The following is a 14827-nucleotide window of genomic DNA, read 5'->3' as shown; positions in this document are numbered from 1 at the left end:
ACCAGATGGGGGTTTTTGATTATTTTTACAATGCGGGTCAACTAAGTCGATATGCCTCTTATGTCAGTTTGCATACTTTAGTATCATGGCAGTTCGGATATTTTAGCCTTTGGCATTTAACAGGAGATGACCCATTATGATTTGGCTAAAAATGCTTATTGGTGCTGTGATGGTATTGGTGATTCAACTATTTGCACAAACCCGCTTTTTTTATTTGGCAGCACTTGCGCCGCTTTTCCCCACCTTTGCTTTGATCAGTCACTTTATCGTTGGTACTGAGCGTAGCCAAGCTGATTTAAAGGTTGCGTTGATCTTTAGTATATTGGGAGTCATACCGCATCTTGTTTATACGCTTGTGGTCTTTGTGGGGATTAACTACATCAGCTTATACAAAGCATTAATGCTAGGGGTTATTGCTTGGATCATCGCTGCCGCGATTTTGGTAATGACGTGGCAATATATTCAATCTTAACTTGATGGCAATCAATACCATGCTATTAAACAGTGGCATTAATTTGTATTTTGATTAGCGCAGAGTCAGTGCTGAATCACAGCGCACCAAACAGAGCAAAAGAAAGTATGAATCTGAGATAGATAATTTCTCAAAATCTGGTTGCAAGTGTTATTCTTAAGGACACTCCAAAATAATAATAAAATTTTTGATAGTGGGATACAAACCCTACTGTCATCTTGGTATTAAGACGCGAAAATGATCAGTCGTAAAATAAAGCAGACCTGATTGTAATAATTCAACGCAATATAATGTATAAAAATAGGGCTTAAAAAAATGGATACCTTAAATATCCTATATCTCGTAGGGGCATTGTTGATTTTTGCCAGTATCATGGCAAGCACTTTATCAGCAAGGTTGGGCGTACCCCTATTACTGTTATTTTTAATAGTAGGGATGTTGGCGGGCGAGCAAGGCATCTTGGGTATAGAGTTTTCCCAGTATGGACTTGCCAATTTTGTTGGACAAGCGGCTTTAGCATGTATTTTGCTAGATGGTGGTTTGCGTACTTCTTTTAAATCGTTTCGCGTCGGTCTCAAGCCTGCGATTACCCTAGCAACGTGGGGCGTACTGGTAACGGTCGTAGTATTGGGGGTATTTGTCACTTGGCTGCTCGATGTTGATTGGCGATTTGGTCTTTTGATGGCAGCCATCGTAGGCTCAACCGATGCGGCAGCAGTTTTTTCTTTGTTACGTAATGGCGGTGTTAAGCTCAATGACCGTGTTCAAGCCACGCTTGAATTAGAATCTGGTGCCAACGATCCGTTGGCGATTCTGTTAGTCACAGGTTTAATTGCTCTAAATGTCGATCCTGCAGGTCAGACGGCTGTCGGCTTTTTAATACTGTTGTTACAACAATTAGGTTTCGGTTTAGCGATGGGTTTGCTATTCGGTTATCTGTTGGCGCGCTTATTGCCCAAACTGCATTTGGCAGAAGGAATGTATGCCATCTTGATACTGTCTGCAGGTTTGGCGGTCTTTGCCGCAACCAATCTGCTTGGCGGTAGTGGGTTTTTGGCGGTTTATTTGACAGGCGTGCTGATTGGCAATCACAAAGTACGCTCAACAGAGCATGTCATGCGAGTGATGGACAGCTTTGCATGGTTGTCGCAAGCAGTGCTTTTTGTGGTGTTAGGTCTGTTGGCGACGCCGTCCAATGTCCTGAATGTCTGGCATTATTCAGTGGCAATTGCCGCCTTTATGATTTTGGTTGCGCGTCCGATTGCTGTTTATACAAGTGTCAAACCTTTTAAGTTTAAAGACAGAGAAATTGGTTTTATCTCTTGGGTTGGTTTGCGCGGTGCGGTGCCTATTACCCTTGCTATTTTGCCTGTCATGGCAGGAATAGATAATGCCTTTATGCTGTTTGATATTGCCTTTGGGGTGGTAGTGTTGTCCTTGATTTTACAAGGCATGACCATTCCTTTTATGGCCAATCTCTTCAGAGTGCGTATTCCAACCAATAAGGATCCAAAAGAAGAGCTTGAGGTGTGGGTATCAGATAAGGCAAGTATTACGCTTTATGAGTTTGAGGTTCAATCAGGAGCATTTGCGATTGGTCGTCATCCAATGGATGTCTCGCGTCGAATCAGCCCTGACGAGATCAGCGTGTTTGCCTTGTTGCGTAAACAAGAAATCGTTGTCGTCAATGAAGACACGAAGTTGAAGTTTGGTGATAGCGTGTGGTATGCGATGCGCGGTAATCATGCCAGTAAAATTGCCAATATTTTTAATGACACAACGCTTGATCGAAAAGTCATTGATGATTTTTATGGCGATTGGTTGTTATCACCCAGTGTCAAACTTGGCGATTTGCCATTCTTCACTGACATCATGGAGTCTGAGACGCTTGTAGAAAGCTTAAAATCGCAGGCGAATCATGCCGAGCAAGAGGATGAAACGTTTCAAAAAAGTATGTGGGATCAAACCGTCGCTGAGTATGTCAAAGGGAGTTTGGGTACCGCGCCAGTCTCAGGTGATACCGTGGCAATCAGTGAAGAGTGGGCGTTGGTCATCAAGGAGGTCGATGATAAAGGCAAGCTAAGAACCATTGGTCTTAAGCATACGGAATTACCAGCAACGGTATAACAACTGTTTATAATAGATGTATCATTTTACTCAAAAAATCTGCGACTTGTTTGTGCAGGTTTTCTCGATAGGCCCAGTGATGCTTGACATCATAACTTGCTTCACTGGGCAGCAAGATTTTCATCAAGCCCATCTCTTCATAACGCGTTGCCAAATCATGCGGTAGGTAGCCAACATGGTGACCTGCAAGAATCAGCTGCGCGGTTGCCTCCATATGGTAAGTGGTGGCACTCAACGTCTTAGGGCGAATGTGATTGATACTGTGATCAGTCACATAGCCTCTTTTGATCCATGGATAGTCTTGTTCCAACTCGTGAAAGGTTAGCGTATCTGACTCATAAAATAAGCGATGCGTGTGACCGCAGCAAACGACTTGTTTTTCGATAAAAGCTGGCTGAAAAGTCAGTAACGGCGGAAAACTGCCAAAATATCCTACCCCAATATCACTCTCATTGCCCAACAGCTTATCCAGCATGTTTTCTGGGCTTTGCACATCAATAGAAAAATGTATCAATGGATTGGTGCGATAGCTACCAGCAAGGCATTGCCTGAGTGCATCATAAAAAAACGTGGGCATTTGATCCGTCAAACACAGTCGAATGTGACCGCCACGGACAGAATCTAATTGCCGAATATAGTGTAATTGATGCTGAAAGCTGGCAACCGCTTCAGTGAAGCTCAAGCAAGCTTCGTAGACGGCCGCGCCATCTTCTGTCAGCTTGAATCCTCCTCGACCACGATGACAGAGTGTCATACCTAAACGATCTTCTAGGTGTGTTAAATGACCACTAATCACTGAGGGCGTCACATTCAAACGCGTTTGAGCGGCCGTTACTCCTTGACATTCTACGATGGCCATAAAGCTACGCAGGGTTTTGATGTCTATTTTTATGAGTTCATCTAGCATTGATAATAGCGCCTTATCACAGCTTATTTGGTTGCATAAACTTCTAATAATAACGGTTAAATCCGATTTACTACGAAAAATCAGAAGTTTACTTCTGAATTTTACCATGGTCTACCTTCTATTATTTAGGTATTGTCGAGACATACAACAAATTGTCTATCTCGAAAGATCGTCTATTTCGAAAACCTGAACAAGGATGTGATTTATGAAATTTAATCAACCACTGAGCGGCAATGATATGCCAAGATTTGGCGGCTTCGCCTCCATGATGCGCCTGCCAACGCAAGCGGATGCAGAAGGACTAGATGTTGCTTTTGTGGGTGTCCCTCTAGATATCGGCGCGTCAAATCGTAGCGGGGCTAGATTGGGCCCAAGACAGATTCGCGATGAATCACGCATGATTCGTCCTTATAACGTAGCCACGCGTGCTGCGCCCTTTGAATCCTTACAAGTCGCTGATATCGGCGATGTGCCTATCAATACGTTTAACCTCCTAAAAAGCGTCGATATCATCGAAAAATTCTATTCTGAAAAAATCGTCAAGCATGGTGCTGTCCCGCTGACACTAGGCGGCGATCATACCATTGCACTGCCTATCTTGCGGGCGCTTGCAAAAAAGCATGGCCCAGTTGGCATGGTACATATCGATGCCCATGCTGATATCAACGATGATATGTTTGGTGAAAAAATTGCCCACGGCACACCGTTTCGCCGCGCTGTTGAAGAAAATCTCATTGACGGCAATCGCGTAGTACAGATTGGCTTACGCGGTACAGGTTATAGTGCCGAAGAGTTTGATTGGTCAACGCAGCAAGGGTTCCGAGTTGTACCGGCTGAAGAGTGCTGGTACAAATCGCTTGCGCCCTTGATGGCAGAAGTACGCGAAAAACTAGGTGACGGTCCTGTTTATTTAAGTTTCGATATCGATGGTATTGATCCCGCGTTTGCCCCTGGTACTGGAACTGCCGAAATCGGTGGCCTTACCTCCACTCAAGGCATCGAAATCATTCGCGGTATGCGTGGTCTTGATGTGGTGGGCGGCGATTTGGTGGAAGTATCACCGCCTTATGATCCTTTTGGAAACACCTCGGTGCTGGCAGCAAATTTACTGTTTGAGATGCTATGTATATTACCGGGCGTGCGCTATGACGATAAGGTTAAAGCCGTTTATTAATCGTACCTTGTGATAAAGGCAGTAAATGACCTTTTATAAGTAGATAAATTGTCGTTCAGCTATGACGCTAAACAAGTTATTTGAACACTATTAAAATTTTTAGGATGACTGACTCATGACGCACTCTATAAAATCGCCTTCGCTATCATCTACGCGCTCGTCTTTGACCTGCGGTGAGCTGCTCGTCCAGTGGTTAGAATACTACGGAGTCGAGACTGTATTTGGCATACCAGGTGTGCACACAGTCGAGCTGTATCGCGGTCTACCTAATACTAAGATTCGCCACATAACACCGCGTCATGAGCAAGGGGCTGGGTTTATGGCGGATGGTTATTACCGCGCCTCTGGCAAGATCGGCGTGTGTTTTATCATCACAGGCCCTGGTATGACCAATATCATGACGGCAATGGCACAAGCCTTGGCGGATTCAATACCGATGCTCATCATCTCTAGTGTGAATAAAGTAAAAGACACAGGCAGTGGTGAAGGGCATTTGCATGAGCTGCACGATCAGCAAGGTATGGTGAGTAAGGTCGCGCTCACAAGCAAAACCATCTGGCAGCCTGAATCATTACCCAAAGTCATAGCCGAAGCCTTTGCATTATTTAACGGCGCACGTCCAGGGCCAGTCCATATCCAGCTACCCATCGATGTCATCACTGCTGATGCCAGTCACGTCGAAAAACCGCCACGCTCGAATACGTCAGCAGACCACGTATCCTTACCACAGATCATGAGACCACTGCCAAATCCTGCGCAATTAGATCTGATTATCGAATCATTAAAAACAGCGAAAAACCCAGTGTTGCTCTACGGTGGTGGCTGCGTCGATGTCGATCAGGACGCACAAAAACTGGCCGAGCTGATAGACGCGCCCACGTTTTTAACCATCAATGCCAAAGGTTTGTTGCCACCCCGTCATCGATTAAGTCTGGGCAGCAATCAGTCATTAGCAGCAGGTCGTGCTGTGATTACTGAGGCTGATTGGGTATTGGCAATCGGCACTGAGCTTGGCGAAACCGATTACGACGTGTTTTTTAATGGTGGGTTTCGTATCAATGGCACACTGATACGTATCGACTGTGACGCTGCCCAGTTACAGCGTCCATTTAGAGCAGATATCGCCGTATTGGGCGATGCACAATTGGCCATCAGTGGTTTGTGTGCGCGTCTAAAAGGACAGGCATTCGATCATCAAGCACTGGATCATAAGGCATTGTCACGAGTAAACAACGCAAAACAAGCACTTTTGAAAGAGATAACCCCAGACTTCGCTGGTCAAAATGCACTGCTTCAGCTGATTCGAGATGAAGTAGAAGACGTCATCTTCGTCGGCGACTCAACCCAGCCTGTTTATAGTGGCAATCTTGGCTTTGAGGCGCTCTCGACTCGTAGATGGTTCAACTCATCGACAGGGTTTGGCACCTTAGGTTATGGCTTGCCAGCTGCCATTGGGGCAATGATTGGATCAAAGGTGCCCGTTGTCAGCCTGATTGGTGATGGCGGTATTCAATTTACCATTGCTGAGCTCATCTGTGCGGCAGAGCTTGAGCTGCCATTGATTGTCTTATTATGGAATAACCAAGGTTATGGCGAGATTCGACGATATATGGAAGAGGGCGGATTGCCACTGATCGGGGTCAATATTAAGACGCCAAACTTTGAGTCATTAGCCGCAGGGTTTGGGGCAGGATATCGCAGAATCACAGATAAGCAGCAATTACTGGATGCGCTGAAGACAGACACCAAAGGTAAGCAGCCGATTATTTATGAGATTGATGAATCGGATGCGTTCCTGACGGAAATGGGCAAGGATTTTGCGTGTTTTACCTAATGAGATGATAGGTTTTGGGAGCAATCTTTAAGTAGTAGTAACGTTAGATAGTGGTCAGGCAGCAAGATGGATAAATTGGCGATGGTCGCCTATCAAGGAGGAATTGAATGACAAACTATATGGATAAGTCGCAACAGTCGATTTTAGAGAAAGATGCTGTCGATTCAGAGTCGCTAAGTGAAAAGCAATGGCGTGCATCACTATGGAAGTTTTTACTGTTTTCTGCATTCGGTATTGCTTTATTTATTATACCGTTTCAGTGGGATGGCAAAGTCACGATTTTATTGGGCGTATTAACAGATACTCTGCAAGCATTGCTGGGTGGCTATGTCGTTTATGTGGTCATGGCGCTTGTGACGACCTCTTGTATAGGGGCGTTGGCAGTAAAGGTATTAAAGCCCAATTTACGTGAAGGCAGTTTGGTCAAAAACCTTTTTGATGTGAATTGGTTTTGGTTGGTGACGCGGATTTTGGGGATGGCTTTTGTTTGGATGATTTTTTTACAAGTCGGCCCTGAATTTATCATTAGCCGTAATACTGGCGGTGTGATTTTTGAAGATTTGATTCCTATTTTGATTCCTTTGTTCTTTTTTGCCATTTTGTTATTGCCGTTTTTGACTGACTTTGGTTTGATGGAGTTTTTGGGTACGCTATCGAGTAAGCTTTTTGTTAAGCTCTTTAATCTGCCCGGGCGTTCGGCAGTGGATGCCATGTCCTCTTGGTTTGGTGCCGCGTCCATTGGCTTGCTAGTGACGATGCAGCAGTATGATAAAAGCTATTATAGTCAACGCGAAGCGGCAATTATCGCAACGACATTCTCCGTCACCTCGATCGCGTTTACTTATGTGGTGGCAAAGACCATCGGCGTGGACAATAACTTCGTCTATTTTTATTTGACCATTGCACTCACTGGGTTTATCGCTGCCATTATTATGCCGCGTATACCACCACTATCATCGAAGCCTGATACGTACCATTCTGGCAAAAGTATGCTGGACGAAGAGACACCAGCGCATTACACCACGTATCAATGGGCGGTCAATCGTGCTGTGACTCGTGCGCAGTCTATGCCAAGGCTTGGTCAAGTATTCAAAAGTAGCACCAAAAACTTATTTGATATTTATTTTGGGCTGATTCCAGTGGTTTTCGCTATCGGTACGATTGGTCTTGGGTTAGCAGAATACACTCCTGTCTTTAATTGGTTAGCCACGCCGCTTGTGCCTTTGCTTGAATGGTTGCAAATTCCAGAGGCCACAAAAGCGGCGCCTGCGATGATTATGGGTTTTGCTGATATGTATCTGCCAGCACTGGTGGGCAAAAGTATCGAGAGTGAAATGACAAGGTTTATCGTTGGTGCTGCTTCTATCACTCAGATTATCTATATGTCTGAAGTGGGCGCGCTTATTTTAAAATCAAATATCAAGCTTAATATATTGGAGCTGTTTGGGATTTTTATGCTGCGGACGCTTATCAGTTTGGTCGTGATTACCTCAGTTGCGCATCTGTTGTATTAGGGCATGTCATCAATTAGCACATTTAATGATTTAGCGGCCTTAAAATGGCTAAATTTTGCCAAACATCGTCAAAAACTCCGTGAATATACCTATATTCTCTGTCATTTTTTCCTTGTTTTGCTTCAATTTTTCTCATTTTAATACTCGCCATCTAAATGATGACACGCTCTAGGTCAATCAACGCTTTGAACATGAGCAGCACAAGTATAAATAGTCTACACAACCCAGCTGGTTGAATATGACATAACATAAGGCAATCGATGATATGAAAACAACAGACACAAACGCTCTAACAAGAGAAATGGCAACGCAAACCGTTCGTGACGATGTTGTCCTAAATGCAGCATATATAGACGGTGCTTGGGTGACTATTGAAGCATCTGATACAGATTTTGATAGCGAACATGCATTGTATGATCCCAATTCAGGAGAGGTGATTGCCACCACTCGTTTGTGTAGCGAAGAACATGTAGAGTCTGCTGCCAACGCTGCTGCTACCGCCTATGCCAGTTGGTCACAGACAAGCGTAAGTGAGCGTGCGCATTACCTAAAGGCCATTGCAGACACGATGACAGAGCAGTTTGATACCTTGGTGGGTTTGTCCGTGTTAAATAACGGTAAGCCGATTGAAGAGGCAAAGATAGACGTCAGCGATGCCATTGCTTGTTATCGCTATTATGCTCAGCTCATTATCAAGCAAGAGACTTGGGCTGAGGTCGAGACCAATGAAACAGGTATTCGCTTATTAAAAACGTATGCCCCTGTTGGGGTTTGTGCCTTGATTGTGCCTTGGAATTTCCCTATGGTCACTACCGCTTGGAAACTGGCACCTGCACTGGCGGCAGGCTGCACCTTGGTATTAAAACCATCTGAGGTGACACTATTACCAGAGCTGATGCTGGGCAACATACTGTCTGCTATTAATCTGCCAAAAGGCGTGGTGAATATTTTACCGGGAGCGGCAGCGGTGGGCGCTGGCATGACCAGTCATCCCATGATTGACAAAGTGTCTTTTACAGGCAGTAATGCGGTGGGTGAAAAGGTCATGAGCCAAGCAGCAAAAGGTATCAAAGATATCAGCTTAGAGCTGGGCGGTAAGTCTGCCATCATTGTCTGCGCGGATGCGGACATTGAGTATGCTTGCGATTTAATCATCAGTGGTATCTTTACCAACGCAGGTCAGATCTGTTCGGCGACGTCTAGATTGCTTGTTCATCAAGATATTGCCGACGCGTTATTTAAAACGTTAAAGATAAAAACAGAAGCCTTGTCCATCGGTGATGGTTTTGATACAGACACGCAAATGGGGCCGCTGGTCAGTGAACAGCAGCTCAATCAAGTAAAAAGATACTTCGATATTGCCATGACTGAAAATTTAGAGTGCCTAACGGGTGGCAAAGTATTGGCGCGAGCAGGGTATTTTGTCACGCCAACCATCTATCACAATGTGCCCGTGACCAGTCAGCTGTGGACAGAAGAGATCTTTGGTCCCGTCTTAGTCAGTAAAACGTTTACAGAGGATCTGGATGCGATTCACTTAGCCAATGACAGTAAATTTGCCTTGGCTGCAACCATTGTCAGCGCTGATGAGACGGCTGCTCTCAAGATGGCGCTACAAATTCAAGCAGGTCATATTTGGATTAATGAGCAACAAATTGTATTACCACAAGCAGGATGGGGCGGGTTTAAGCAAAGCGGGATTGGTCGTGAGCTTGGTAATGATGGCTTATCTGCCTATCAAAAAAGCAAACACGTATTGCTCACACATTAACACATTAAAAATATCGATTAGTAGTCAATGCTGTAGATATAGAAAAACCCTTTATCGATTATTCAATAAAGGGTTTTTTTGATGTTGTATATCGGAGGAGACTTTTACCACATCAAATCATCTGGAATCACATAAGCGGCATAAGGATCATCGTCTGCCAACGCTTCTTCTGAAGTATCGTTAGAGACCACAATAAAGCCTTCCATCTTTGTATTTATGCGATCTGCCAGTGGACGAGGCAGTAGTGCATAGCTGTCTTCTAATCGTGCAATGACCACATGACCAGCCACAATTTGGTCATAGAGCTTTTGAGTGATTGCAATTTTCTTCACCTTAGCATGATCTACAAACTGATAGCTGACCTCACCGCTTGTGTCGGTGATTTGATGCTGCTTAATCATTTGTACGATATTGGCTTTGAGCATCTTCTCTTCTAAAACCCGCTGCTTTTCTTGATTGAGCTTTTGATCTTTTTCTAGCTTTTTTGCCTGTGCGTCTGCCAACGCTTTTTTTGTCTCGATGCTTTCTGAGTCGCCAGTACGCTTGGCATGCTCAGTTTGCTTGCTGATTTTTTTGGCTTTTTTGCTGTCCACCAATCCTGCTTTTAATAACTGAGCTTGTAGGGCATTTTTTGCCATCTCTTTATCCCCTAAATAACGATGCTTCAATCTTGATGATCGAATGATAAATATTAAAAAACACATTGTAGCAAACTTTGTTATGGCATGTTGTTAGGGGAAGACAAAATGGGATTGATAAATCAAACTTAAATGGTCAATAGACAAGTTTAGCTGTCATAGAGACAAGCCAAATAGGGTGCCACAATCACACATACATGACTGGATGAAGTAGCCTAAATTGGTTATTATCAAATAAGATATCAAGTTAACAAACAAATGTATTTTATAGAGCGTATGAGGGAGGCGCTTTGATCGTACGAAATAAATTGGTCATAAACTAAAACAACCTAAAAAGTGACATAGGATTAACCAACCATATTTAAGGATGAATTATGACAACCTCACAGCACATTTTGGCTTGTATTGACGGCTCCGCAGTGACTGAATCGGTTTGTGACTATGCAGCATGGTATGCAAGCAAACTGAATTTACCCGTTGGGTTGATGCATGTTAGCAATGTTCCTGTCTCTACCAGACGAGACTTATCAGGGGCAATCGGCATCAATAGCCGCCAGTTTTTATTAGAAGAGTTGACCCAACTGGATGAGCAAAGAGCAAAAATAGAAAACAGTTATAGCAATGCGTTGGTAGAAGACGCAAGAAGTCATATTCAAGAGAAGTTTGCACACGTTGATGTTCGTCTTTATCAGCGACATGGCAAATTACTGCCTGCCATCGAGCACTTCAAAGCTGAAAACCGCGCCATCGTCATGGGCCGACGCGGCGAAGACCATAAGAACAGCCGTATTAATATCGGTAGTCAAATAGAGACGGTTGCTCGTGCTTCAGAGGTGCCTATCTTAATTTGTTCAGAAGCGTTTAAAGAGCCACGCTCTTATATGATTGCCTTTGATGGTAGCAAAACCGCCATCAAAGCCGTTTGGATGGTTGCAAGAAGCCCTGTATTAAAGGGAATGCAAGGTCATATCGTCATGGTGGGCAATCACAATGATGCTGCCAAACAGAGTCTAAGTGCGGCAGGCGCGCAACTAGAAGCCGCTGGCTATGCCGTAGGGGCTCACCATGTCACCGCTTCTGATGCTGTGAATGGCTTGTTAGAATTTCAGATGGATAATGACATTGATATGATGGTGTTGGGTGCTTATGGGCACTCAAAGTTACAGCAGTTATTTTTGGGCAGCACCACAACAGAAATTATTGCTAGCACCTTGTCTCCTATCATTTTAGTGCGCTAATATTGGCATGATGTAAATCAATAGGATCGACAATAAGTATAGATATATTCTTATAAAAAATTATGTTCTTATAAAAAGGCTACTGTATCTTTCATCGTTTTTTGGTGGTAGATATGCAGTAGCCTTTTTTAATGGCTAACACTAAATAACCAACTATTTATGATCGTTGATTTTAGTTAAATAGGGCAGTTACTTGCTTAGTATTATATAGACAAAATATTACGATTTTTGAAATCTGTATCTGAGTAGTTAGTCAGAGCTTCTTATTTTTTTAAATGTAACTATTATTAGAAAAAGCGGTCAATGACTGGCTTTCGGTAACTTTAAATCCATATTTTTTCCTACCATAAGTCTAAGAGGAAAGACGTTATAGAAATAAGAAATATCGATATAATTTTTTTATTTGCTACGAGATAAACCCTATAAATTAAGGCGCTCAAGACAGTTATTCTAACTACGCTATAGCTTTTGCAAATCTAAGAAAAGATATAGTTTTCGCGCATATACCTCAAGCCCTATCGTTTCCATTGTGATAAATACATCTATTTTAAACATGACTAGTAACTTACATTAGCTTCAAGGTCATTAATTTAGGGGCGTCCTAATATTTGGATAGATAATTTTTTCGATGATAGATTTTTTAATCTCGTTGAGATGATAATCAGTTTAATCACCAATATTCTTTTTCTCTATCTTTGTTTTACATAGATTAATACGCAATTGGATGGTCAATCTACTCAACAAGTTGGAAGCATTCAGAACTTTTATCAATGACTGAATGAGCAGATCGTGCTTCTAGGTGTATCAGAAAGGTAAGGCATAAGTATAGACATTATAGTAGACGACTGCTTTAGCTATAGGATTAAGCTTCTTTATTGTAAAAAATTATTCGTAATGTATTAATATTCCTACATAATTAAGTTTATCTAATAAAAGCAAGTTTATTATGATTATTTACTTATTATAATTTAAAGACTTCAGTATATGAAATGTAGTCTTAATGTTTCTTTACAATTTACCTTACATAAGTTCTTTTGTTCCTTAGGCCTTAATAATCCTAGTATCTACTCAATTTATATATAAGAACTAAGCATTTATTTTTAATATTTTAAAATTGCATTATTTATTGATGTGAATATAATAAAATTTAATCAGTTTATATTTATAAAAAATAGGATACAAAAATATTACAATATTTTTTATAAGTATTATCTGAAAATATTTTTTTAAAATACATTGGATGAGATAAGAATAAATGCCCATAAACTAGACTTTTATTAGGATGAGAAGCCATGGATGGTAAATATGCACTATTAATGACGACATTTTTTACATTGGTAAGTTTGGTAGGCTGTCAAACTGTACCAAATGATAAAATGCAATTCTCCTCTGCGAATACCCAGCGAGTCAATCAAGTTGGGTGGGAAAAAAGTGGTGGATTATTTCGTGTGCCTAATGATAATGATCTAAAAGAAAATGAGCGTAGAGTTGTTTTTTTTCGTGATATCCATGATAAGAGTAAAAAGAATATCAATATAGGTATTGGGCGGGGCAATGTTTTTCAAACCAGTCTAAACAACGCTCATTACTCAGAAAAAATAATTTGTGATAACGTACAAATCATCAATGCGTCGGTCTTAAAAGAAAATGGCGACATTGTTTCTTATTCAGAAAGTTTTCAATTCCTTCCTCAAAAAACAACTTATATAAAAGTTAGCCTAGCAGCAATGGGAAAACCTGTTCTGCAGCAAGTATCAGTCAATGACGCTTTATTATCATTGAGCCAAGCGAATCGTCAGACACATCAAATCAGTCGTATGCCATCAGACTGTAGCATGACAAGTCAAACGATACCCAGTCAGCCTTTATCAAATAAAAATCTACCAACAGAGCCAATTAAGAAACCTACAGTAAATACTCCAGTAGATACGAGTGAATTAAAACAGTTCAGTGTGTTATTTGATTTTGATAGTGCGAACTTGAAAAACGACAATAGTGCTGTGCTAGGTGGCATGGCCAGTTTTATCCAGTCTTATCCAAGAACCAATATTACTGTGGAAGGTCATACAGATAATCGTGGTTCTGAAAGCTATAACTTACAGCTTTCTCAGAAGCGTGCAGATACAGTGAAAAACATTTTAGTAGATAAATATGGTATGCCGCCTTCACGTTTACGTGCCGTAGGGTACGGAGAGGCGATGCCAATTGATACCAATAGTACTGAAGAAGGACGTCAAAACAACCGTCGAGTTGTCGCCACTGTTAGTGAAAAAGGCAACTGAATTAACGCTTTATTCTAAGTCGATATTTATTTTATTTAGAATTAATTAAGGATGATGTTATGAGCACTATAAATATTAAGGTAAACGGCCAAACCGCAACCGTTGCTGAACATACAGTCGTGACACAAGACGGTACTCCTACGGTGATCCAAGCTACCGATAAAATTAACTACGAGTTTCTTGATGAGTCGACGGGTTACGCCCCAAATAACATTATCACTAAACGTATCGGTCAAGATCTTCAGATCTCTTTTGAAAGTGATAGTGTTGATCCTGACCTGATTATTGAGGGATTCTACGACGCTACTGAGAGTGCGCTTATCGGGGTCGCAGAAGATGGTAGTTATTACTACTATGTTCCTGATACTGGTGAAGTTACTGATTATGTTACTGAATTGGAAGCAGGTGAAATACAAGGACAATCATTGGGCGGAGATGCGCAGGTTTCGCCTTGGTGGATAGGGGCTGCAGAATCTGGCGCTTTTAATGCGTTGCCTTGGTTAGCAGGTCTTGCAGGCATAGGCCTTGCTGCCGCTGCCTTCTCTAATGACGATAATGATAACGATGACAGCGATGCAGATGCCGATGCAGACGCTGATGCTGATGCTGATGCTGACGCCGATGCTGATGCTGATGCAGACGCTGATGCTGATGCCGATGCAGATGCTGACGCCGATGCAGACGCTGATGCCGATGCAGACGCTGATGCCGATGCCGATGCTGATGCTGATGCTGATGCTGATGCCGACGCTGATGCAGACGCTGATGCAGACGCAGACGCAGATGCCGATGCTGACGCCGATGCCGATGCTGATGCTGATGCTGATGCTGATGCTGATGCCGATGCTGATGCTGATGCAGACGCTGATG

At 42.5% G+C, this 14827-nt stretch carries 11 protein-coding genes; 9 read left to right on the top strand and 2 right to left on the bottom strand.

Going from position 1 to position 14827, the window contains the following annotated elements; all coding sequences use genetic code 11:
• The first annotated feature begins 136 nt into the window (after window positions 1–136).
• Entirely contained in the window at window positions 137–472 is a 336-nt protein-coding gene (locus tag CZ794_RS02200; protein WP_087040007.1) for a GlpM family protein, read from the top strand.
• A 315-nt stretch (window positions 473–787) separates the two neighbouring features.
• On the top strand, window positions 788–2599 hold the full coding sequence (locus CZ794_RS02195) for a potassium/proton antiporter (RefSeq protein ID WP_087040006.1): 1812 nt from the start codon (window positions 788–790) through the stop codon (window positions 2597–2599).
• A gap of 7 nt (window positions 2600–2606) precedes the next feature.
• Here the strand turns inward: CZ794_RS02195 and CZ794_RS02190 are convergent, their stop codons facing one another.
• The gene (locus tag CZ794_RS02190; RefSeq protein ID WP_087040005.1) at window positions 2607–3506 is read right to left on the bottom strand and encodes a LysR family transcriptional regulator; all 900 of its coding nucleotides are present in this window, start codon (window positions 3504–3506) and stop codon (window positions 2607–2609) included.
• Window positions 3507–3711: 205 nt separating this feature from the next.
• Here CZ794_RS02190 and speB point away from each other — a divergent pair, with 205 nt between their 5' ends.
• The 4 genes from speB (at window position 3712) to CZ794_RS02170 (ending at window position 9799) form a co-directional block, all read left to right on the top strand.
• Window positions 3712–4680, top strand: a complete 969-nt coding sequence (gene speB / locus CZ794_RS02185; RefSeq protein ID WP_087040004.1) for an agmatinase — start codon at window positions 3712–3714, stop codon at window positions 4678–4680.
• 115 nt (window positions 4681–4795) lie between these two features.
• Complete coding sequence (locus tag CZ794_RS02180; RefSeq protein WP_087040003.1) at window positions 4796–6514, top strand: 5-guanidino-2-oxopentanoate decarboxylase; 1719 nt, start codon at window positions 4796–4798, stop codon at window positions 6512–6514.
• Between the two features lie 107 nt (window positions 6515–6621).
• The gene (locus CZ794_RS02175; RefSeq protein WP_087040002.1) at window positions 6622–8028 is read left to right on the top strand and encodes a YjiH family protein; all 1407 of its coding nucleotides are present in this window, start codon (window positions 6622–6624) and stop codon (window positions 8026–8028) included.
• Window positions 8029–8293: 265 nt separating this feature from the next.
• Window positions 8294–9799 carry an aldehyde dehydrogenase family protein gene (locus tag CZ794_RS02170; protein ID WP_218778295.1) on the top strand — a complete coding sequence of 502 codons (1506 nt, stop codon included), beginning with the start codon at window positions 8294–8296 and terminating at the stop codon, window positions 9797–9799.
• Between the two features lie 104 nt (window positions 9800–9903).
• Here the strand turns inward: CZ794_RS02170 and CZ794_RS02165 are convergent, their stop codons facing one another.
• Window positions 9904–10437, bottom strand: coding sequence for a DUF2058 domain-containing protein (locus tag CZ794_RS02165; RefSeq protein ID WP_087040001.1), 534 nt, complete (start codon window positions 10435–10437; stop codon window positions 9904–9906).
• A gap of 374 nt (window positions 10438–10811) precedes the next feature.
• On the opposite strand from CZ794_RS02165, the gene CZ794_RS02160 reads away from it, so the two are divergent.
• The 3 genes from CZ794_RS02160 to CZ794_RS14050 all read left to right on the top strand — a co-directional run.
• A complete protein-coding gene (locus CZ794_RS02160) occupies window positions 10812–11675 on the top strand; it encodes a universal stress protein (RefSeq protein ID WP_087040000.1) in 864 nt (287 codons plus the stop codon).
• Between the two features lie 1292 nt (window positions 11676–12967).
• Window positions 12968–13957 (top strand): OmpA family protein, encoded by a 990-nt coding sequence (locus CZ794_RS02155; RefSeq protein ID WP_087039999.1) that lies wholly within the window; start codon window positions 12968–12970, stop codon window positions 13955–13957.
• Window positions 13958–14016: 59 nt separating this feature from the next.
• On the top strand, window positions 14017–14827 hold an 811-nt coding region (locus tag CZ794_RS14050; RefSeq protein WP_218778294.1), incomplete at its 3' end, for a hypothetical protein.

The organism is Psychrobacter sp. JB385 (assembly GCF_900163785.1).
GTDB lineage: Bacteria > Pseudomonadota > Gammaproteobacteria > Pseudomonadales > Moraxellaceae > Psychrobacter.
Note: the sequence above shows the minus strand (reverse complement) of the source record. Positions and strands in the feature narration are given on the sequence as shown.